Consider the following 19,652-nt stretch of genomic DNA (forward strand, 5'->3'; position numbering starts at 1 on the left):
CCCACAGCGCCTGCTGAGCGAGCCGTGTACGCCGAGTTGTCTTATGCCTGAATTACCCGAAGTCGAAACCACCCGTCGCGGCATCGAGCCGTTTCTCATCGGCCAGCGTGTGCGCCGCGTGGTGGTGCGCGAGCGCCGGCTGCGCTGGCCGATCCCCGAAGACCTGGATGTGTGCCTGTCAGGGCAGCGCATCGAACGCGTCGAGCGGCGCGCCAAATACCTGCTAATTGGCGCCGAATGCGGCACGTTGATTGCCCACCTGGGCATGTCCGGCAGCCTGCGCCTGGTGGAGGCCGATACGCCGGTGCTCAAACATGAGCATGTGGATATCGAACTGGAGTCCGGCCTGGCGCTGCGCTACACCGACCCGCGGCGCTTCGGTGCGCTGCTGTGGAGCGATGATCCACTCAATCATGCGTTGTTGTGCAAGCTGGGCCCTGAGCCGTTGAACGAGCTGTTCGATGGCCAGCGCCTGTTCGAGCTGTCACGTGGCAAGAGCATGGCGGTCAAGCCGTTCATCATGGATAACGCCGTGGTGGTCGGCGTCGGCAACATCTACGCCAGCGAAGCCCTGTTTGCCGCCGGCATCGACCCGCGCCGTGCAGCCGGCACGATTTCCAAGGCCCGCTACGTCAAGCTGGCTGAGGCGATCAAGCGCATCCTGGCCCAGGCTATCGAGTGTGGCGGCACCACGCTGCGGGATTTCGTCGGTGGGGATGGCAAACCGGGTTACTTCCAGCAGGAACTCTTCGTTTATGGGCGGGCCGGGCAGTTCTGCAAACTGTGCGGTGGCAGCTTGCGTGACGTGAAGCTGGGACAGCGTTCAAGCGTGTATTGCGGGCGTTGCCAGCGCTGAGGCAACATTCAAGGCCTAATTACAAAAATGCCGAGGATTCGATGTCCGGTAACTATTTGCCGCGCAATCCGTTCGCCGAGGCGCTCGGGCGCAGCGTGCTGAGGCTGATGGGCTGGCGCATCGAGGGCCAACTGCCGGCACTCGACAAGTTCGTGATGATCGGCGCCCACCACACCAGCAACTGGGATTTCGTGGTGTTCATCGCCGCCAAGTTCGTGTTGCGCGTGAATGCCCGCTGGTTCGGCAAACACAGCCTCTTCCGCTGGCCGTTTGCCGGTCTGCTGAAGCGCTGGGGCGGCATCCCTATTAACCGTGGCCGCGCGGGTAATGTGGTCCAGCAGGCCGTGCAACGTTTTCGCGAGCACGCCCAGTTCATCTTGATCCTGTCGCCGGAAGGCACCCGCAAGCGGGTCGAGCGCTGGAAAATGGGCTTCTACCACATTGCTCGCAATGCCGGCGTACCCATCGTGCCGGGCGCGCTGGATTTCGCCAATAAACGCATCGTGATCGGCGCGCCGTTCTGGCCAAGCGGCAATGAGCAGGCCGATTTGCGCTCGCTGCTGGAGTTTTTCCGACCGTACGTGCCGAAAAAACCACACAACGCATTCCACGGCGGTTGAAGGCCGTCACGCTGGAGGGTGCCCCTGCGCTGCTATAGTCGCCCGGACACCCGCATAGCTGAAGGATCGCCTCCATGAACCCGTTTCGCACCCTGGCCGCCATCGTGGCGCTGACGTTCGGTCTGCTAAGCCTGCCCGTTCATGCCCACTCCAACCCCAGTGGCGATCCGATGTATACCGCCGATGCGCCGCCCGGCTACGCGATGATGGGAGATTTGCTGATTGCCCGTCCGTTGCTGATTGCGGCAACAGTGATCGGCACGGGCGTGTTTCTGGTCAGCCTGCCGTTCACGCTGCTGGGCGGCAACGTCGCCGAGGCGGGCCAGGCGCTGGTCGTCGAGCCAGGCAAGGCCGCCTTTGTACGTTGCCTGGGTTGTACCGAGAGCGGTTACAAGCGCGACTGACCATCTTCTGCGCAACCTGCCGAGAAGATTGAACAACATTTGATCGGGAGCCCTGCTGACTTTCCGCTTCTGTACATTCCCGGCTAGCATCTGTGCCGGCGCGCTCAAGGGTGGGCGCGCACTGGCCTGGATTCAGCCGTGAAGCAGTATTCGAAACTCATCTTCCTGATGTTGGGCAGCCTGGCGCTGGCCTGGTCGTTCTGGTCAAGTGCTGGTTGGCTGCAGCTGTGCGCCGGGCTGGCGCTGTTCCTGTTCGGCATGCAGTGCCTGGAGGAAGGCTTGCGTGAGCTGGCCGGTGGCAAGCTGGAACACTTGCTCAAGCGCAGCACTTCTACGCCGTTCAAGGGCCTGTTGTTCGGCACCGGCGCGACCTTCGTGCTGCAGTCGAGCACCCTGGTGTCGCTGCTGACCATCGCCTTTCTGAGCACCGGGCTGATTCAATTGGCCGGCGGCATCGCCGTGCTGTTCGGCGCCAACCTGGGCGCCACCAGCGGTATCTGGCTACTGGCACTGGCCGGGCAGAACCTCAGTTTGTCTCCGTTGGCCTTGCCACTGCTGGTGTTCGGCGTACTGGCCAGCTTCAAGGGCGCGAGGAGCAAGGCTGCGGGACGCATCGTGCTGGGTATCGCCTTTATTTTCCTGGGCATCGACCAGCTCAAGGAGGGCTTCACCAGTTTCGGCGATGCTCTGGATATGACGGCGTATCGGGCCGAAGGATTAGGCGGCCAGCTGTTATTCGTCGGCATCGGCCTGGCGCTGACGGTGGTGCTGCAGTCCAGCCATGCGACCCTGATGCTGATCTTGGCGGCTCTGGCCGGTGGTCAGCTGGGGCTTGACCAGGGGTTGGCGCTGGCCATTGGCTCCAACGTCGGCAGCAGCGTATCCACCGCCGTCGTCGGCTTTCTGGGTGGCAACCGCAGCGGCCAGCGTCTGGCCCTGGCCCATGTGTTGTTCAACAGTCTGACGGCAATTGTGACCATTGCACTGTTGGCCCCGTTGACCTGGCTGGTGCTCTGGCTCACCGGTTTGTCCGGTCTGGGCAGCAATAGCCTGCTCCAGCTGGCGCTGTTTCACAGCCTGTTCAACGCCATGGGCGTCATGTTGTTCTGGCCCTGGCAGACGCAGCTGGCCAGGCTGCTGCGCCGTGTCTTGCCGGAGCAGGCCGAGCCGCAGGTGCTAATTGCTGACGTTGAACCGCAAATGCCGACCCTGACCCGCGCCCGCTATCTGGTAGACAGCGCGCTGGATTCGGCCGACGCCGCCGCCAGCGCCGTGGCTCAGGAGTTGCAGCACCTTGAGCGGCTGAGCCTGGAAGTGATTTGCCATGCCCTGTATCTGCCCATTGACCAGCTGGATGGCCCGCAAGTCAACGAAGCGTTGCTGCAAGCGCGAGTCGAGCCGCACGGGCTGGACGCCGACACGCTCTATCAGCGACACATCAAGGGTGTCTATGGCGACTTGCTGAGCTTCATGGGGCGCCTGGAACTGAACCTGGACGAGGCTCGGCAACAGTTCTGGCTGGGCAGTCAGGTGGCTGCGCTGCAACTGGTGGACGCGGTCAAGGATGCCAAGCATCTGCAAAAGAACCTCAGTCGGCAGCTCGATGCACCCGACTCGGCGCTGCGCCGACGATATGTCGAACTGCGTCGCCATCTGCTGCTGTGCCTGCGTGAAGTGCGCGAGCTGAACCGCTCCAAGCTGCCCGATGCGCTGTGGGGCGAGCGCCTGCAATTGCTTGACGATCAGGCCGCGCGCTTTGATGCGGGCTTTCGTCAGCGGCTGTTCGCCAGTGTGCGCACGGGAGAGCTGGATGGCTTGCAGACCAGTTCGCTGATGAACGATCTGGGCTATTGCAGCCGGATTATCCAGAGCCTGCGCAATGTGCTGCTGCTCAGCGAGGGGCATGAGCTGTCGCGCCAGCTTCGCGAGGTGCTGCCTCAGGAAGAGGCGCCGCTGATTCAGTTGCGCTGATAAGCGGCACTGGGCCAGGTGGGCGGCGAGTTATTGCCTAGTTGCCCACCAGCGCCGTACCGATGCCGCGCGGATCGCTGGCCGCCTCGACCGTACCGTTGCGCTTGTCCCAGTGGATCACCTGTAGATTCCCGTAAGCGCGCTTCATGGGCGTGAGACGGTGGCCGAGCGCCTTAAGGTCGTCCAGTTGCTGCCCACTGAAGGCGTCTTCCTCGTATTCGACGACATCCGGCAAATACTGGTGATGGAAGCGCGGCACGGCCGGCCAGGCGTGGGTTGGCTGGTCGTCCAGGTAAGCAAGAATGCCGAGCAAAACCATGCTGGGAATCCTACTGCCGCCTGGCGTGCCGAAGCTGGCAAAGACCTCGGGGCCATCGACGAAAGTTGGGCTCATGCTCGACAGCGGGCGTTTGCCGGCGGCGATGGCGTTGGCCGGACTGGCGCTCAGGCCGTAGGCATTGCTGCCGTGCAGGTCGGCGGCGAAGTCGTCCATTTCGTCATTGAGCAGTACGCCGGTGCCCGGCACGGTGAAGGCCGCGCCAAACATCATGTTCAACGACAAGGTGGCGGCCACCGCGTTGCCTTCGGCGTCCATGACGGTGAAATGGGTGGTGTGATCGCCTTCGCGCCAGGCGGAGGTGGGCGGTAAATCGCTGCTGGGTGTGGCCCGATCGGCCTTAACGCTTGCCGCAAGCTGGTCAAGGTAGGGTGGCGCCAACAATTGCGCCAACGGTGCAGCGACGAAATCCGGATCGCCGAGCAGGCCGCGATCGCGGTAGGCGCGGCGCAGGGCTTCGATGACCAGGTGGCTGCGTTGCTGGTGATCGGCCTGGCGCCAGTCGAGGCGTTCCAAGATACCCAGGCTCTGTGCAATCGCCAGACCGCCAGCCGAGGGCGGCGGTGCGCTGATCAATTGCTGACCGTTGTGCAGGGTAAAGCGCAGAGGTTCGCGCTCCACGGTGCGGTACGCCGCCAGATCCGCCAGGCTCCAGATCCCTCCGGCGTCCCGTACGCCGTCGACCAGGCGCCGGGCCAAGGGGCCGGCATAAAAACCGGCACGCCCTTCGCGGGCCAGGCGCTCGAGGGTGTCGGCCAGCTCCGGCTGGCGCAGCACGTGGCCGAGCGATGGAAGATCGCCGTCATGCAGGAACAGCCGGGCGCTTTCCGCGTCATCACGCAGCGCGGCCAGGCGCCAGCCGGCGCGTTCGCGATAGACGGCATCGACGGCAAAGCCCTGGCGTGCCAGCGCAATGGCCGGAGCCAAGCTCTGGGCCAGTGGCAGGCGCCCGCGATCTTTACTCAATTCCACCAGCGCGGCGGGCAGCCCAGGAATCGCGGCGGCCAACGGGCCATTCAGCGACAGGTGGCGCTGCACCTCACCGTCATGTAGGTACATGTCCGCTGTGGCGGCCAGTGGTGCACGTTCGCGGGCATCGAGAAAGCGGTGGCGCACCGGGTTGGCGGCTTCGCGCAGCAGGAAGAACCCACCGCCGCCCAGGCCCGAACCGTACGGCTCGACGACTGCCAGCGCCGCGCTAACCGCTACGGCGGCGTCAAAGGCATTGCCGCCGTCGGCGAGAATCTGTCGACCGACCGCACTGGCTTGCGGATGGGCAGTGGCGACGGCGAAGTGTCTCGGGGATTGAGCCCAGCCGAGGCTGGCCCAGAACAGCAGGCCGACAAGGGTGGCGGCCTGGCGCAGCGCCTGCAGGCGGCGGCGCGTGGGCCGGAGCGATGCGGGCACGAGGTCGGGCATGCTCAGGCCTTGCCGGTGATGATCAGGTACTTCTGCATCAGCTCGTCATGGCTCTCGACGTGGTTTTCGTCGAGGGGGATGCAGTCCACCGGGCAAACCTGCTGGCATTGCGGCTCGTCGTAATGCCCTACGCACTGGGTGCACAGGTTGGGATCGATGACGTAGATCTCCTCGCCCTGGGAGATCGCGGCATTCGGGCATTCGGGTTCGCAGACGTCGCAGTTGATGCAATCGTCGGTGATGATCAGGGACATGTCACAGCTCCTGCCGAGGCGGGATGACCTGGCAATCAGGGATTACAGGATGCAGATTGTGCCGCATTGGCGCCGGGCGTGCATGTCCGGGCGCCATGCGGCGCGCTTTGGCGAGAGTTTGCAGGCCGTTGAAAAACTACCTGCGTTGGCAATACGTCGTTAAAAACAGCCTCAGAATGCTCATTTAGAACCACTAAACTGCGCTTCTTCGGCTGTTTTTGCCTCGTCTTGCCTGCCTCGCCTACGTTTTTCAACGGCCTGCTAGCGCTTGAAACGTTCAGCCAGCGCTGCAGCAACTGCCGGGTGGACGAAATTGGTGATGTCACCGCCCAGACAGGCGATTTCGCGCACCAGTGTGGAAGAAATGTAGGAGTATTTTTCCGACGGGGTGAGGAACATGCTTTCCACGTCCGGCACCAGCTGGCGGTTCATGTTGGCCAGCTGGAATTCGTACTCGAAATCGGAGACTGCACGCAGACCGCGCAGCAACACGTTGGCGTTCTGTTCCTTGACGAAGTGCGCGAGCAAGGTGGAGAACCCCACCACTTCCACGTTCGGCAGGTGCTCAGTGACCTCGCGGGCGAGCTCTACGCGTTGCTCCAGGCTGAACAGCGGATTCTTCTTGGGGCTGGCGGCGACGGCGATGATCACATGCTCGAACAGTCGCGAGGCGCGCTCGATAAGGTCGCCATGACCTCGGGTAATAGGGTCGAAGGTGCCCGGGTATAGCACACGGTTCATCGCAACGTCCTGATGGTTTTTGGAGGAACCGGATAGTAACGCAGGCGATATACGGCGCAAAGCGGCACGTGCGGCAAGTTGCCGCTAAGCCTTGAGCCGCTCTGCCAGCAGCGTAGCGAGTTTGGCGCTGAGTCCATAGACCGACAACTGCGGGTTGGCGCCAATGCTGGTGGGGAACAACGAGCCGTCATGGATCGACAGGTTGCCCAGCTGATGATGCCGACCGAGGCTGTCGGTAACCGCCTGGCGTGGATCTTCGCCCATGGCGCAGCCGCCCATCACATGGGCACAGCCCAGGCGGGTGCGGTAGCGCTCCAGGCGCAGGTTGTCGATCAGCTCGCGGGCCTGTTTGGCGGTCTTCACGTAGCCCGCGTCGGCATGCAGCGGCAGCACGGCTTGGGCGCCGGCGGCGAACTGAATCTCGGCCATGCTGTGGAAGGCGCGCCGCAGGCCGTCCCAGGTGTAGTCGGTGATCCGGTAATCGAGTACCGGGCTGTCATCACTGCGCAGGACCACGGTGCCTTCAGCACTGTCTGGGTGGAAGCCGTCGCGCAGCAGGGCGAGCATCACGTTGGTGTGCGGCAACTGCTCCATGCGCAGGGCGTTGTCGATGCCAAAACGGCCCAGCAATGTGCTGGCCAGCGCAGGGTGCAGTGGCGGTACTTCCAGCTTGTAAGACATCCGCCCACCGACGCCGTCGTCCCATTGGAATTGGTCGGAATACACCGACTGCGGGGCGCCGTAGAAAGGGTTGATGACCTGCTCGAACTGCGCGGCGGAGAAATTCACCAGGTGCAGGAAGGTGCGCTTGCCGGTGCGGCCATGGGGGTTGGGAGCTTCGGAGCGCAGCAACAGGCCGGGGGTATTAATGCCGCCGCCAGCGAGCACATAGTGCTTGGCCTTGACCAAGATCTTGCGGCCAGTGGGCGCCACGCAACGTTCATCCATGCCCAAGCATTCAATGCCGGTGACCTGATCGTCCTCAAGCAGCAGGCGCTGGGCGCGAGCCAGGTAGAGCAATTCGCCGCCGTGATCGAGGGTCGCCGGGATGGTGGTCACCAGCATCGACTGCTTGGCGTTGGTGGGGCAGCCCATGCCGCAGTAGCCGAGGTTCCAGCAACCTTTGACGTTGCGCGGAATCACCTGCCAGTCGTAGCCGAGCGCGTCGCAGCCGGTGCGCAACACGTCATTGTTGGCATTGGGCGGCAGGTGCCACAGTGCGACGCCAAGGCGCTGCTCCATCTGCGCAAACCAGGGCGCCATCTCTTGGCTGGAATGGCCTATGACGCCGTGTTCGCGGGCCCAATGCTGCAGAGTGGCATCCGGCGTGCGGAAGCTCGAGGTCCAGTTGATGACCGTGGTGCCCCCCACGGTGCGACCCTGCAGAATGGTGACCGCGCCGTCCTTGCTCATGCGCCCGATGCCTTCCTGGTACAGGCTCGGGTAGGCATCGGCTTCCTGCATCGTGAAGTCGCTGCTGGTTTTCAGAGGGCCCTCTTCAATGAGCAGCACCTTAAGGCCGGCAGCGCTGAGAATTTCCGCAGTGGTGCCGCCGCCAGCGCCGCTGCCCACAATGGCGACATCGGCTTCCAGGGTCAGGTCGTGCTCAAGGCGCGAACCGTCGTAGGTTTTCCAGCCGCGGGCCAGGCCTTCGGCAAACAGATCGGGTACAGGCATGTGAAGTCTCTTGTTCTTATAGGGAGGCCGCCAGCGGGGCTGCATCCGCTGTATCGCTATTCACACGGTCGGCGGGCCAGGGTAGCCACAGCGCGCCCAGGCCTCCGGGCGGGCGTACCAGGCCATCATCACCAGTTGCACCAGCGAGCTATGACCCATGCGCAGCAGGTCCAGGTAGCTGTCTTCCCAGCGTGCCAGGAAGGCGCGGATGTCAGCGGCACTGGCGTTATCCCAGCTGCCCCAGATGCCGGTCAGCGGGCCGCGGGTAAGCGGCAGGGCGAGCACGTCGAACAATTGCACGGTGAGCTTGAGCATTTCCGGCGAGAAATGCGCCAGGTTGCGGTCAAGGTTTTGCACCGTGGCGGCGACAGCCTCGGGCATCCGCGCCGAGTCGACGGCACCGTGCAACATCACCGGCAGCAGCGCGCGCAGAAACGGCAGGTCGGATTGGCGCAGCACCAGGTAGCCACTGGCCGGTGTGCTGGCCGAGCAGCCACTGAGGCTCGCCGACAGCCCGGCAGTGGCCAGGAAAGCCGTGCCGAACAGGCCGGTCTTGAGCACGCTGCGGCGGCTGATGACAATGTCTGTCATGGTTGTTGTCACCTGGCAATCAGCGAATGAACAGCTTGTAGACCAGCTTTTGCAGCAGCTTGCCGTAGGGCGGGTAGATCAGCCGCGCGGCGTTGAAGCGCTGCTTGCTGAATACGGTCTTGGCCTTGCTGAAGGTCAGGAAGCCCTCGTGACCGTGGTAATGCCCCATGCCCGATGCGCCGACGCCACCGAACGGGGCGTCGTCCTGGGCGACGTGCAGCAGGGTGTCGTTGATGCACACGCCGCCGGAGTGGGTCTGTTCAAGGACGCGCTGCTGTTCGGCCTTGTCGTAGCCGAAGTAGTAGAGGGCCAGGGGTCGGGGACGATCATTGATGTAGGCGAGGGCGTCATCGAGGCGCTGGTACGGAATCACGGGCAGCAGCGGGCCGAAGATTTCCTCCTGCATGACCTTCATGTCGTCGGTGGTATCGAGCAGCACGCTATGGGCCATGCGACGTTCGTGACTCTCCGGGAATAGCGGCACAACGGTGGCACCGTGGTTCTGTGCATCGCTAATGTAGCCATTGAGTCGATTGAGCTGACGCTGATTGATGATCGCCGTGTAGTCCGGGTTGCTTTGCAACTGCGGGTAGAAGCGTTGCACTGCCTGGCGGTAGGCGTTGACGAAGTCGTTGAGACGCGCTTCGGGCACCAGCACGTAATCGGGAGCGATGCAGGTTTGGCCAGCGTTGAGCGTCTTGCCCCAGGCGATGCGTTCGGCGGCATCCCGCAGCGGCACGGTGGTGGAGACAATCGCCGGCGATTTGCCGCCCAGTTCCAGGGTCACCGGGGTGAGGTTGTCCGCAGCGGCGCGCATGACATGCTTGCCGACGCTGGTGGCGCCGGTAAACAGCAGATGGTCGAACGGCAGTTTGGAAAACGCCACGCCAATTTCAACATCCCCTGTGACCACGGCCAACAGGTCTTCCGGGAAAATGCGTGCCAGCAAAGTTTTCAGCAGCTCGGAAAATTCCGGAGTGGACTCGCTCATCTTGATCATCACCCGGTTGCCGGCAGCCAGCGCGCCGACCAGGGGGCCAATAGCGAGGAACAGGGGGTAGTTCCAGGGCACGATGACGCCGACTACACCGAGCGGCTGATAGATCACCCGGGTGCTGGCCGGTTGGAACGGCAGGCCGACTGCGCGTCGCGAGGTCCTCATCCATTTTTTCAGGTATTTGCTGGCGTAATGGATGCCCAAGATGCTCGGCATGATTTCCGCCATGCGCGTTTCGTCGGCACTGCGGTTGCTGAAGTCGCGACTGATGGCCCGGATAATGCTGTCCTGCTCCTGCACGAGCAGCTTGCGCAACGCCTTGAGCCAGGCGCGGCGCTGCTCGGCACTCGGCAGAGGGTTGGCGCGAAAGGCCGCGCGCTGGCGGGCCAGTACCTGTTCGAGTTGCTGGATATCCCGCTGATTCTGTTGCAGGTAGGCGATGTCGGCGACCATGGATGACTCCTCGGAACCGGGGGAAGCTCGTCGGACATGACGGCTTCCTGTTGTTGTGGTTCAGCAGATTTAGAGCAATAACTCTAAGGTGTCAAATAGCATGCCGCGCCTATGTGCAATGAGCAGCCCACCGAAATGCTGGAGACTCATCAAAGCGGGATACGGTATGTAACACTTGCCCCCACAGGCGGTGTACCTTGCCGCTGCCTCATTGATAGCGAGTCATTCATGCCAGCACGCCTCAACACCCGCGAGCGCATCATTCATGCCAGCCTGGAGCTGTTCAACGCCCAGGGTGAGCGTAGCGTGACGACCAATCACATCGCCGCTCACCTGGGCATCTCTCCTGGCAATCTGTACTACCACTTTCGCAACAAGCAGGTCATCGTCGCCGAATTGTTCAGCGCCTATGAAACCTGGGTCGATGGCTTTCTGCGCTTGCCGGCTGATCGCGCGCTGCGGCTGGAAGACAAGGCACCCTATCTGGAGTCATTGCTGCAGGCCGTGTGGCGCTATCGCTTCCTGCATCGCGACCTGGAGCATTTGCTGGAAGCCGATCCGGAACTGGCTGCGCGTTATCGGCGTTTCGCCGCCCGCTGCCTGGCCCGTGCGAAGCATATCTATCAAGGCTTCGTCGATGCCGGCATCCTGCGCATGACGCCGCCCCAGGTCGAAGCGCTGGCCTTGAATGCCTGGATCATCACCACATCCTGGGTGCGCTTCTTGTGCAGCACCGGCGAGTCCACCGTGACGATCGATGAAACCTTGCTGCGCCGTGGCATCTATCAACTGCTGACGCTGGAAGACGGCTACGTCGTTGAGGACGCGCGGCCAGCGTTGATGATGCTGTATGAACGCCTCTATGTACCGCTGAATATACCGAGCGATGAATGAAGTGCATGCCCAGGCCGTGATTGCCAGTGGGTGTTTCCTGCTTGTCAGTGCTCGGTCAACCATGCGGGTATACGCCGCTCCAGGTAGTAACCCGGCAGGCGCGGCGAGCCGTCGATGAATCCGACGTGCCCGCCATGGGCATGCAGTTCGAAATGAGTACTGGATGACAGCTCGCCAGCGTCGGGCAGGCTGCGGGGAAACACGAAGGGATCGTCTTCGGCCTGAATCAGCAAGGTAGGTACGCGAATACCGTCCAGGTAATAGCGGCTCGAGGCACGTCGGTAATAATCCTGGGCATCGGCAAAGCCATGCAAAGGCGCCGTGATACGGCCGTCGAAGTCCCAGAAGGTGCGCATGCCGTGCAGCGAGCCGAGGGCTTGCAGGCTCTGCAGGTGGTCCAGTGCTCCTTCACGCTGGAAATGCTGCTGCTTGTTCTGCACATAGGCAATCATGTTGCGGATGAAATGTGCCTGGTACACCCGCGAAAAACCCATGCCGATACGATCGGCGCATTGATCCAGGCGAAACGGTACCGAAACCGCCACGGCGGCCATCAGCGGACAGGCATCGCCGGTTTCGCCCAGGTATTTCAGCAGCACATTGCCGCCCAGCGAATAGCCGACCGCGGCGAGTGGCGCCTGCGGATGGCTGGCCTGCAAATGGGCGATTACCTCGGCTAGGTCGTCACTGGCGCCGGAATGATAGGCCCGTGGTAAGCGATTGGGCTCGCCCGAACAACCGCGCCAGTTCAGCGCCACACTGGCCCAGCCGCACTCGGCCAGGCGTTGCTGCAGGCCGAGCACATAGAGCGATAAGGAGGAACCGGTCAAACCATGCAGGACCAGCGCCACAGGTGCTTGGCTGCCGTGTGGACCGTGCCAGTCCAGGTCGAGAAAGTCGCCATCGGCCAGCCACAGGCGCTCGCGCCTGCGGGTCAACAAGGGTGCCTGTCGGCAAAAGGGCGACCAGAGAGTTTGCAGGTGTGGGCTGGGCAACCACCAGGCGGGTCGGAAGGTATCGGACATGGAGCGCTCGGCAAAAATTTACGTACTGAGCCTAAAGTTTACGCAGTAGCGGAATAACCTACGCAGCGGCTGCTCAGGACTTTGCCGCCGAGGTATGCCTTGAGGGATATGGCTAGCTCGTGTGGACTGCGTACAGTACAGACGTTTTTCTTAAGGATGCCGACCGATGAATATCACCTGTTTTGATGACTTGCTGCGTGCGGCCCGTGAGCAGGATGAACCGCAGCGGCTGTTATTCGTGTTCGTCACGGCGGAGCTGCCGGCGGATGCCAGCGCTGAAGAGCGGCAACGCTTCGCCCAGGGCCAGGGCGGTACGCTGAAGCCGGTACTGTGTGTCGACAAGCTGCCGGATGAGGTCATTGATTTCACCGCCCTGGTTGCCGAATCGACCCGCACTGAGGTGGCCTGGGAACTGGTGTTCGCCGCCGGGCTGTCGGGGCGCGCGGGACTGGCGCCAAATCCCGACGAGGCGGAGCAGCCCCTGAAGATGATGGTTGCGGCCATCGAAAGCGGCAGCATCGGCAGTTTTCTGGCGTTTGATCGCGACGGGCAGACGGTAGCCTTTTACTGAGAGTCGGTAGGGAGAGATTGTCGCCTGGGGGTCGCGACTTCGCGGTGAAGGGCGGCCAAACGTGTTGGGTGGATGTCGTTTTTTACATCCACCATGGCCCCGCTCAGTGGAGCGATAGCGCGTAGGTCGGATTAGCCGCAGGCGTAATCCGACGGTCGCGGGGTAGGTACGGCCACAGGCATGTGCTCAGAGCTCTCTCAGACGTGGCGCTCCCACAGCGAGTAATACACCTGGCCCGCTTTTTTCTCGCGGTGCAAACGCCAGTTGGCCGGTAGGCCAAGCGTCGACGGCGGAGTTTCGCTTTCGCAATACACCCAGGCCTGTTCGGCCAGCCAGCCCCGTTCTTCCAGCAGCGCACAGGCCGGCTGCAACAAATTCTGATGGAACGGCGGGTCAAGGAACACCACGTCAAAGGACTGCGCCGGCTGTGAAGTCAGGTAGCGCAAGGCATCGCCGTGCACAGCCTGGGCCCGGCTGCAGTTCAGCGTGGTCAGGTGTTGGCGCAGGCTGTTCAGCGCAGGACCATTGGTATCGATCGCCAGGCTGTCACCAGCGCCGCGGGAGAGGGCTTCGAGAAACAGCGCGCCGCTGCCCGCAAAGGGATCGAGCACGCGCGCCGCCTCGATATACGGGGCCAGCCAGTTGAATAGGGTTTCGCGCACCCGGTCGGGGGTCGGTCGCAGGCCGGGCGCCTCGGGAAAGCTGAAGCGTCGGCTGCGCCATTCACCGGCGATGATGCGCAACGAGCCTTCGCCATTGTGGGGCTTGGCAGTGGAAGTGGGACTGCGCATCAGTGCTCCGGTACGCCGCTGGGCGGGCTTTGCGGTTGGTCGGTGGGTGGCGGCAGCGGTTGCTGGTCGACCGTGGGGCCTACGCTGACAATCACGAAGTCTTCGACCGCGAGATGCTTGGCCATCGCCGTCCTGACGTCTTCGACAGTGAGAGCCTGGACTTGCTCGAGAAAGACTTCCAGATAATCCAGCGGCAAGTCATAGAAGCCCATCGCGCCCAATTGGCCGACGATATCGGCATTGCTGGCGGTGGACAGCGGAAAGCTGCCGGCCAGTTCGCGCTGGGCGTCTTCCAGCTCCTTCTGCGTCGGGCCTTCAGCAAGAAAGCGGCCGACCATCTCCTGGACCAGTTGCAGGGCGCCCTCGCTGTAATCGGCGCGAGTCTGCAGGTTGATCATGAACGGACCGCGGGCCTGCATCGGACTGAAACCGGAATAAATGCCATAGGTCAGCCCGCGCTTCTCGCGCACTTCTTCCATCAACCGTGAGCCGAAGCCGCCACCGCCGAGAACCTGATTGCCCAGGTACAGCGCGGCGTAGTCCGGATGGCGGCGTTCGATGCCCAGCTGGGCGAGGAATAAATGGGTCTGGTTCGAGGAAAACTCGATATGGCTGGCACCTGGGGCGGGTTTCTCGGGTGCCGGCGTTTTAGCCAGCGCCGGACCTGCAGGCAGCGCTTGCGAGACCTGGGCGGCAATCGTCTCGGCCTCGCTACGCGACAGATCACCCACCAGCGCGATCACGGCATTGCCGGCGGCGTAGGCACGGGCGTGGAATGCCCGCAGCTGAGCGGCGGTGAGGGTCGGGATACTCTGGGCAGTACCTTCACTGGGGTGCGCATAGGGATGCGTCCCGTACAGGCGGCTGAACAGCTCCTGGCTGCCCAGTTTGCCGGGATTCTTCTTCTGAAACTCGAAGCCGGCGAGCATCTGGTTCTTGATGCGCGCCAGTGCGTCTGCGGGGAACGTGGGCTGGCCGATGACTTCGCCAAACAGCTTGAGGGCCGGTTCGCGCTGCGCCGGCTCGCTCAAGCTGCGCAGGCTGAGCACGGCCATGTCGCGGTAGGAGCCGTTGCCAAACTGGGCGCCCAGGCTCTCGAACCCTTCGGCGATGGCGGTGACATCCTTGCCTGGGACTCCTTCGTTGAGCATGGCATTGGTCAGCATGGCGAGACCGGGCAGGGCGCCGTCCTGGCTGCTGCCTGCAGCGAAGGTCAGGCGCAGGTCGAACATGGGCAGTTGGCGTGCCTCGACGAACAGCACGCGCGCACCTTCGGCGGTGTGCCACGCCTGGATGTCCAGATCGCGATGCCCGGGCGCCTGGCCATTCAGGTCGGCGAGCGAGGCCAGGGGTGGCAATCCGGCGGTGCTGCAGGCCTGAGTGGCGAGCAGCGCGGCGGCGAGCAGGCCAGACAGGCCCACGCGCAGGAAATGCAGGGAACGCGGCATCATTGGGCGGCCTCCTCGGGAAATACATGGGCAACGGCGAGGCGCGAGCGGGTGAAGTAGGTGCGCGCAGCCTTCTGAATATCTGCCGGTGTCACGGCTTCCAGATCGGCCAGTTCCTGGTCCATCAGGCGCCAGGACAGTCCAACGGTTTCCAGAGTGCCGATGGTGGTGGCCTGCTGGGTGATGGAGTCGCGCTCATAGACCAGTCCGGCAATGACTTGTGCGCGGACGCGCTGCAGCTCGCTGGCGCTGGGCGGCGTTTTCTTAAGTTCCTCGAGCTGTGCCCAGAGCCCGGCTTCCACCTGTTCCAGGGAGCGCTGTTTTTTCTGCACGTTAGGCGTGGCGCTGAGTATGAACAGGCTGTCGCCGCGGTTGAACGCGTTGTACCAGGCCGACGCGCCAGACACCAACTCCGCGCCACGCTCCAGGCGGGCGGCCAGGCGGGCGCTGTAGCCGCCGTCGAGCAGCGCGGCGATCAGGCGCAAGGCGTGCACGTCGCGGGGTGTGTCGACGGTTGACAGACTTGGCACGTTGAACCCCATCAGCAGGCTGGGCAGCTGGGTCTTCAGGTGCAGGGTCAGGCGCCGCTCGCCTGGCTCGGCCAACTCCAGTGGCCGCTTGGCCGGTGTGATCTCGCGAGCCGGAATGGGGCCGAAATGACGCTTGGCCAGGCGTTCCACTTCGTCGCGGGTGACGTCGCCGACCACCACCAGGGTGGCGTTATTGGGCGCATACCAGCGCTGGTACCAGCGGCGCAGGTCGTCGATGTTCATGCGCTGCAGGTCAGCCATCCAGCCAATGGTCGGAATGTGATAGCCGCTGGCTGGGTAGGCCATGGCCTTGAAGCGCTCATAGGCCAGCGAGCCAGGCCGGTCGTCGGTGCGCAGGCGACGTTCTTCCTTGATTACCTCGATTTCGCGGACGAATTCGTCGACGGGTAGTTGCAGGCTGGCCAAGCGGTCGGCCTCCAGCTCGAACGCCACCTCCAGGCGATCGCGCGACAGCACCTGGTAATAGGCGGTGTAATCGTCGCTGGTGAAGGCGTTTTCCTCGGCGCCCAGCTCGCGCAGAATGCGTGAGCCTTCGCCGGGGCCAAGCTTGGCGGTGCCCTTGAACATCATGTGTTCCAGCGCGTGGGACAGGCCAGTGGAGCCTGGTTGCTCATAGCTGGAGCCGACCTTGTACCAGAGCTGGCTGACCACTACGGGTGCGCGGTGATCTTCGCGGACGATGACCTTGAGGCCATTGTCGAGGCTGAATTCATGGGTAGGCTGGGGCTCGGCCGCCAGTGCCAGCAGCGGCATAAAAAAGCCGAGCAACACGGCGGCGCGGCGGATAATCGCATGCTTCATAAAGGGACCTTTCGAGCGGCCCGCGCAGTCTTAACGCCGGCGGGCGGTGAGATGCTAGGATACTCAACCGAATTCACAGCGGCCACGTCTGTCGGCCCCGCTCCCGAAAAAGCCGGTATCGAGCGTGTTCGATGCCGGCGCGGTGCAGTGGCGTGGCGCCCCCTTGAGATATTCGTTCCCATGTTTGGTTCCAACGACGACAAGAAGCCGCCGGTCGAGTCCGGTGAAAAGAAAGGCCTGTTTGGCTGGTTGCGCAAGAAGCCCAAGGAAGATGCGCAGACCGAACAGCCCAGCCCGACTGAGACGGCTGCCGAGCCGCTTATCGAGCCCGTAGCGCCGGCTGACGTGCCTGACGAGGTTGTGCTCGTTCCCCCGGTTGTAGAGGTGTCGCCTGAGGCCGCGCCCGCTGAGGCCGCAGTAGTAGAAGTGCCGGTTAGCGAACCCGATCCAGAACCGGAGTCCGAGCCGAAGCCAGAACTCGGCCCGGAGCCGGAGAACGAAGCGCCGCCGGCTGCCGCGCACAAAGTCGAGGAAAAAGCCGGTTTCTTCGCTCGGCTCAAGCAGGGCCTGGCCAAGACCAGCGCCAGCCTGGGCGAAGGTATGGCCAGCCTGTTCCTCGGCAAGAAGGCCATCGACGATGATCTGCTCGACGAGCTGGAGACCCGTCTGCTAATGGCCGACGTGGGCGTCGAGGCCACCACTGCCATTGTGCAGAATCTGACCAAGCGTGTGGCGCGCAAGGAGTTGGCCGACAGTGGCGCGCTGTATACCGCATTGCAGGATGAGCTCACCGCGCTGCTCGAACCTGCCCAGCAGCCGTTGGCAATCAGCGCAGCCCAACAGCCATTCGTAATCCTGGTGGTGGGCGTCAATGGCGTGGGCAAGACCACCACCATTGGCAAGCTGGCCAAGAAACTGCAACTGCAAGGTAAAAAGGTCATGCTCGCCGCCGGGGATACCTTCCGTGCCGCCGCCGTGGAGCAACTGCAGGTCTGGGGCGAGCGCAACAATATCGCGGTGGTTGCCCAGCACACCGGCGCCGACTCGGCCTCGGTGATCTTCGATGCAGTGCAGGCCGCCAAGGCGCGCGGCGTCGATGTGCTGATCGCCGATACCGCCGGGCGCCTGCACAACAAAGACAACCTGATGGAAGAATTGAAAAAGGTGCGCCGAGTCATTGGCAAGCTGGATGAGACAGCGCCCCATGAAGTGTTGCTGGTGCTCGATGCCGGCACAGGGCAGAACGCGATCAATCAGACCAAACAGTTCAATCAGGCGGTGGAGCTCACCGGTTTGGCCCTGACCAAGCTGGATGGTACGGCCAAAGGCGGGGTGATTTTTGCTTTGGCCAAGCAGTTCGGCCTGCCGATCCGCTACATCGGGGTGGGTGAAGGCATCGACGACCTGCGGGATTTCGAAGCCAAGTCGTTTGTGCGTGCCCTGTTCTCCGAGAAGGAGCGCGGATGATTCAATTCGAGCAGGTCGGTAAACGCTACGCCAACGGTCACGTCGGTTTGCACGAGTTGTCGTTCCACGTGCGCACCGGCGAATTCGTGTTCATCACCGGGCATTCGGGGGCGGGCAAAAGTACTTTGCTGCGCCTGTTGCTGGCCATGGAACGCCCGACCAGCGGCAAGCTGTTGCTGGCCGGCCAGGACCTGTCAGGTATTACCACTGCACAGATCCCTTTCTTGCGCCGGCAGATCGGTGTGGTGTTCCAGAACCACCAGTTACTGTTCGATCGCACGGTGTTCGACAACGTTGCCCTGCCGCTGCAGATTCTCGGCCTGGACAAGGTGGAAATTGCTCGCCGCGTGCGTGCCGCGCTGGAGCAGGTCAGCCTGCAGGACAAGATTCGGCAGTATCCTGGCGATCTGTCCACCGGTCAGCAGCAGCGTGTCGGCATTGCTCGCGCGGTAGTGCATCAACCGGCCTTGCTGCTTGCCGACGAACCCACCGGCAACCTCGACCCGCGCCTGGCTGCGGAAATCATGGGTGTGTTCGAGGATATCAATCGCCACGGCACCACGGTGCTGATTGCCAGTCACGACCTGGCGCTGATCGCCCGCATGCGCCAACGCATGATCACGCTGCAGCGTGGTCGTCTGATTGGCGATGGAGAGGCCGCATGAGCAAGGCTCGCACCCCATCGTCCAAATCGACCGGGCGTGGCGCGACTCGTCTGCCGGATGCCCCGCCCAAGGCGCGGCGTAGCAAAAAGGCCGAAGGGCCTGATGTGCGCAGCCACTTGCGCGCCTGGCTGGAAAGTCACCGCGCCAGCTTGTTCGACAGTGTGCGCCGTTTGCTGCGCCAGCCCATCGGGTCTTTTTTTACCTGCCTGGTCATGGCCATTGCATTGTGCCTGCCCATGGGGCTGGCCCTTCTGCTGGACAGCGTCGAGCGCTTGAGCGGTACCTGGCAGCATGCCGCGCAGATCTCCGTCTATTTGAAGATGGATGTCAGCGATGATGAAGGACTTGCGTTACGTGACGATATCGCGACCATGCCCAATGTGGCCGAGGCCGAATGGATCAGTCGTGAGCAGGCGTTGGAGGAATTCCAGGCACTGTCCGGGCTGGCCAGGGCGATTGAGGATCTGCCTGTCAATCCGCTGCCTGGCAGCGTGGTGGTGACTCCCGCGGCCGTCGATAAGACGCAGCTGGAGTCCTTGCGCTTGGGTCTGGCGGACTTGCCCGGTGTCGAGTTGGCGCAGCTCGATCTTCTTTGGGTCGAACGTCTGGGAGCGATTCTGGAGCTGGGCAACCGTTTTGTGTTCGGTCTGACACTGCTGTTGGTGATGACACTTTTGTTGGTGATCGGTAACACGATTCGACTGCACATCGAAAGCCGTCGTACCGAGATTGAAGTGATTAAACTGGTGGGCGGAACTGATGGGTATGTGCGTCGGCCGTTCCTTTACATGGGCGCGCTGTATGGCATCTGCGCCGGTGTGCTTGCCTGGCTGGTTCTGGCGTTCGGCCTGGCCTGGCTGAATACAGCCGTACTTCGCCTGGCAGGCTTGTATGGCAGTGATTTCGCCCTGACTGGCGTGCCACTGGCCGATGGGCTGTCCTTGCTGCTGGGTGCGCTATTACTAGGCTACATCGGCGCCTGGCTGGCCGTGGCCCGACACCTCAGTGAGCTGGCTCCCAAGTAGTAACTAACTGTTTATAAAGGGCTTTCTGGTGATGTAAGGGAACTTTTCCAGACAATTCACTGTCACACCGCACGGTGCTACACTGCATCCCGTC

19 protein-coding genes are annotated in these 19,652 nt (G+C 62.8%); 9 read left to right on the top strand and 10 right to left on the bottom strand.

What is annotated here, in order from left to right; genetic code table 11:
* Nucleotides 1–43 precede the first annotated feature (43 nt).
* The 4 genes from mutM to H9642_RS07190 all read left to right on the top strand — a co-directional run bounded on the left by mutM (nucleotide 44) and on the right by H9642_RS07190 (nucleotide 3,851).
* Nucleotides 44–856, top strand: coding sequence for a bifunctional DNA-formamidopyrimidine glycosylase/DNA-(apurinic or apyrimidinic site) lyase (gene mutM, locus H9642_RS07175; RefSeq protein WP_251835734.1), 813 nt, complete (start codon nucleotides 44–46; stop codon nucleotides 854–856).
* A 41-nt stretch (nucleotides 857–897) separates the two neighbouring features.
* On the top strand, nucleotides 898–1,476 hold the full coding sequence (locus H9642_RS07180) for a lysophospholipid acyltransferase family protein (protein WP_251835735.1): 579 nt from the start codon (nucleotides 898–900) through the stop codon (nucleotides 1,474–1,476).
* A gap of 74 nt (nucleotides 1,477–1,550) precedes the next feature.
* Nucleotides 1,551–1,880, top strand: a complete 330-nt coding sequence (locus H9642_RS07185; protein WP_251835736.1) for a multidrug transporter — start codon at nucleotides 1,551–1,553, stop codon at nucleotides 1,878–1,880.
* 168 nt (nucleotides 1,881–2,048) lie between these two features.
* Nucleotides 2,049–3,851 carry a Na/Pi cotransporter family protein gene (locus H9642_RS07190; protein ID WP_251835829.1) on the top strand — a complete coding sequence of 601 codons (1,803 nt, stop codon included), beginning with the start codon at nucleotides 2,049–2,051 and terminating at the stop codon, nucleotides 3,849–3,851.
* A 37-nt stretch (nucleotides 3,852–3,888) separates the two neighbouring features.
* On the opposite strand, the gene ggt is transcribed toward H9642_RS07190, so the two are convergent.
* From ggt to H9642_RS07220, 6 genes are all read right to left on the bottom strand, one after another.
* On the bottom strand, nucleotides 3,889–5,607 hold the full coding sequence (gene ggt / locus H9642_RS07195) for a gamma-glutamyltransferase (protein ID WP_251835737.1): 1,719 nt from the start codon (nucleotides 5,605–5,607) through the stop codon (nucleotides 3,889–3,891).
* A 2-nt stretch (nucleotides 5,608–5,609) separates the two neighbouring features.
* Entirely contained in the window at nucleotides 5,610–5,861 is a 252-nt protein-coding gene (locus H9642_RS07200; protein ID WP_251835738.1) for a YfhL family 4Fe-4S dicluster ferredoxin, read from the bottom strand.
* A gap of 261 nt (nucleotides 5,862–6,122) precedes the next feature.
* Nucleotides 6,123–6,602, bottom strand: coding sequence for a pantetheine-phosphate adenylyltransferase (gene coaD, locus H9642_RS07205; RefSeq protein WP_251835739.1), 480 nt, complete (start codon nucleotides 6,600–6,602; stop codon nucleotides 6,123–6,125).
* An 84-nt stretch (nucleotides 6,603–6,686) separates the two neighbouring features.
* Nucleotides 6,687–8,279, bottom strand: a complete 1,593-nt coding sequence (locus tag H9642_RS07210; RefSeq protein ID WP_251835740.1) for a GMC family oxidoreductase — start codon at nucleotides 8,277–8,279, stop codon at nucleotides 6,687–6,689.
* A 60-nt stretch (nucleotides 8,280–8,339) separates the two neighbouring features.
* Entirely contained in the window at nucleotides 8,340–8,870 is a 531-nt protein-coding gene (locus tag H9642_RS07215; protein ID WP_251835741.1) for a twin-arginine translocation pathway signal protein, read from the bottom strand.
* Nucleotides 8,871–8,889: 19 nt separating this feature from the next.
* Complete coding sequence (locus H9642_RS07220) at nucleotides 8,890–10,320, bottom strand: coniferyl aldehyde dehydrogenase (RefSeq protein ID WP_251835742.1); 1,431 nt, start codon at nucleotides 10,318–10,320, stop codon at nucleotides 8,890–8,892.
* Between the two features lie 228 nt (nucleotides 10,321–10,548).
* Here H9642_RS07220 and H9642_RS07225 point away from each other — a divergent pair, with 228 nt between their 5' ends.
* A complete protein-coding gene (locus tag H9642_RS07225; protein WP_251835743.1) occupies nucleotides 10,549–11,214 on the top strand; it encodes a TetR/AcrR family transcriptional regulator in 666 nt (221 codons plus the stop codon).
* A gap of 44 nt (nucleotides 11,215–11,258) precedes the next feature.
* Here H9642_RS07225 and H9642_RS07230 read toward each other — a convergent pair whose 3' ends face one another.
* The gene (locus tag H9642_RS07230) at nucleotides 11,259–12,239 is read right to left on the bottom strand and encodes a hydrolase (RefSeq protein ID WP_251835744.1); all 981 of its coding nucleotides are present in this window, start codon (nucleotides 12,237–12,239) and stop codon (nucleotides 11,259–11,261) included.
* A 166-nt stretch (nucleotides 12,240–12,405) separates the two neighbouring features.
* Here H9642_RS07230 and H9642_RS07235 point away from each other — a divergent pair, with 166 nt between their 5' ends.
* The gene (locus tag H9642_RS07235; RefSeq protein ID WP_251835745.1) at nucleotides 12,406–12,810 is read left to right on the top strand and encodes a ribonucleotide reductase subunit alpha; all 405 of its coding nucleotides are present in this window, start codon (nucleotides 12,406–12,408) and stop codon (nucleotides 12,808–12,810) included.
* 197 nt (nucleotides 12,811–13,007) lie between these two features.
* Here the strand turns inward: H9642_RS07235 and rsmD are convergent, their stop codons facing one another.
* Genes rsmD through H9642_RS07250 form a run of 3 tightly spaced genes read right to left on the bottom strand, consistent with a single transcriptional unit; the run spans nucleotide 13,008 to nucleotide 16,401 of the window.
* Nucleotides 13,008–13,601 (bottom strand): 16S rRNA (guanine(966)-N(2))-methyltransferase RsmD, encoded by a 594-nt coding sequence (gene rsmD / locus H9642_RS07240; RefSeq protein WP_251835746.1) that lies wholly within the window; start codon nucleotides 13,599–13,601, stop codon nucleotides 13,008–13,010.
* Nucleotides 13,601–15,049 (bottom strand): M16 family metallopeptidase, encoded by a 1,449-nt coding sequence (locus H9642_RS07245; RefSeq protein ID WP_433962682.1) that lies wholly within the window; start codon nucleotides 15,047–15,049, stop codon nucleotides 13,601–13,603. Before H9642_RS07245 ends, rsmD begins: the two co-directional genes overlap by 1 nt.
* Nucleotides 15,049–16,401, bottom strand: coding sequence for a M16 family metallopeptidase (locus tag H9642_RS07250; protein ID WP_251835748.1), 1,353 nt, complete (start codon nucleotides 16,399–16,401; stop codon nucleotides 15,049–15,051). The genes H9642_RS07245 and H9642_RS07250 overlap by 1 nt, the downstream gene beginning before the upstream one ends.
* Nucleotides 16,402–16,581: 180 nt before the next feature.
* On the opposite strand from H9642_RS07250, the gene ftsY reads away from it, so the two are divergent.
* From ftsY to ftsX, 3 genes are read left to right on the top strand one after another with little or no spacing between them, the layout of a single operon-like run.
* On the top strand, nucleotides 16,582–17,868 hold the full coding sequence (ftsY, locus tag H9642_RS07255; RefSeq protein ID WP_251835749.1) for a signal recognition particle-docking protein FtsY: 1,287 nt from the start codon (nucleotides 16,582–16,584) through the stop codon (nucleotides 17,866–17,868).
* Complete coding sequence (gene ftsE, locus H9642_RS07260; RefSeq protein WP_251835750.1) at nucleotides 17,865–18,533, top strand: cell division ATP-binding protein FtsE; 669 nt, start codon at nucleotides 17,865–17,867, stop codon at nucleotides 18,531–18,533. The genes ftsY and ftsE overlap by 4 nt, the downstream gene beginning before the upstream one ends.
* Entirely contained in the window at nucleotides 18,530–19,558 is a 1,029-nt protein-coding gene (gene ftsX / locus H9642_RS07265) for a permease-like cell division protein FtsX (RefSeq protein WP_251835751.1), read from the top strand. Before ftsE ends, ftsX begins: the two co-directional genes overlap by 4 nt.
* The last annotated feature ends 94 nt before the right edge of the window (nucleotides 19,559–19,652 follow it).

It is taken from the genome of Serpens gallinarum, assembly GCF_014836765.1.
In the GTDB taxonomy this organism is placed as follows: Bacteria; Pseudomonadota; Gammaproteobacteria; order Pseudomonadales; family Pseudomonadaceae; genus Serpens; species Serpens gallinarum.

Coding starts and splice junctions, on each gene's coding strand:
- mutM (WP_251835734.1), top strand. CDS start 44: ATGCCTGAATTACCCGAAGTCGAAACCACCCGTCGCGGCATCGAGCCG.
- H9642_RS07180 (WP_251835735.1), top strand. CDS start 898: ATGTCCGGTAACTATTTGCCGCGCAATCCGTTCGCCGAGGCGCTCGGG.
- H9642_RS07185 (WP_251835736.1), top strand. CDS start 1,551: ATGAACCCGTTTCGCACCCTGGCCGCCATCGTGGCGCTGACGTTCGGT.
- H9642_RS07190 (WP_251835829.1), top strand. CDS start 2,049: ATGTTGGGCAGCCTGGCGCTGGCCTGGTCGTTCTGGTCAAGTGCTGGT.
- ggt (WP_251835737.1), bottom strand. CDS start 5,607: ATGCCCGACCTCGTGCCCGCATCGCTCCGGCCCACGCGCCGCCGCCTG.
- H9642_RS07200 (WP_251835738.1), bottom strand. CDS start 5,861: ATGTCCCTGATCATCACCGACGATTGCATCAACTGCGACGTCTGCGAA.
- coaD (WP_251835739.1), bottom strand. CDS start 6,602: ATGAACCGTGTGCTATACCCGGGCACCTTCGACCCTATTACCCGAGGT.
- H9642_RS07210 (WP_251835740.1), bottom strand. CDS start 8,279: ATGCCTGTACCCGATCTGTTTGCCGAAGGCCTGGCCCGCGGCTGGAAA.
- H9642_RS07215 (WP_251835741.1), bottom strand. CDS start 8,870: ATGACAGACATTGTCATCAGCCGCCGCAGCGTGCTCAAGACCGGCCTG.
- H9642_RS07220 (WP_251835742.1), bottom strand. CDS start 10,320: ATGGTCGCCGACATCGCCTACCTGCAACAGAATCAGCGGGATATCCAG.
- H9642_RS07225 (WP_251835743.1), top strand. CDS start 10,549: ATGCCAGCACGCCTCAACACCCGCGAGCGCATCATTCATGCCAGCCTG.
- H9642_RS07230 (WP_251835744.1), bottom strand. CDS start 12,239: ATGTCCGATACCTTCCGACCCGCCTGGTGGTTGCCCAGCCCACACCTG.
- H9642_RS07235 (WP_251835745.1), top strand. CDS start 12,406: ATGAATATCACCTGTTTTGATGACTTGCTGCGTGCGGCCCGTGAGCAG.
- rsmD (WP_251835746.1), bottom strand. CDS start 13,601: ATGCGCAGTCCCACTTCCACTGCCAAGCCCCACAATGGCGAAGGCTCG.
- H9642_RS07245 (WP_433962682.1), bottom strand. CDS start 15,049: ATGCCGCGTTCCCTGCATTTCCTGCGCGTGGGCCTGTCTGGCCTGCTC.
- H9642_RS07250 (WP_251835748.1), bottom strand. CDS start 16,401: ATGAAGCATGCGATTATCCGCCGCGCCGCCGTGTTGCTCGGCTTTTTT.
- ftsY (WP_251835749.1), top strand. CDS start 16,582: ATGTTTGGTTCCAACGACGACAAGAAGCCGCCGGTCGAGTCCGGTGAA.
- ftsE (WP_251835750.1), top strand. CDS start 17,865: ATGATTCAATTCGAGCAGGTCGGTAAACGCTACGCCAACGGTCACGTC.
- ftsX (WP_251835751.1), top strand. CDS start 18,530: ATGAGCAAGGCTCGCACCCCATCGTCCAAATCGACCGGGCGTGGCGCG.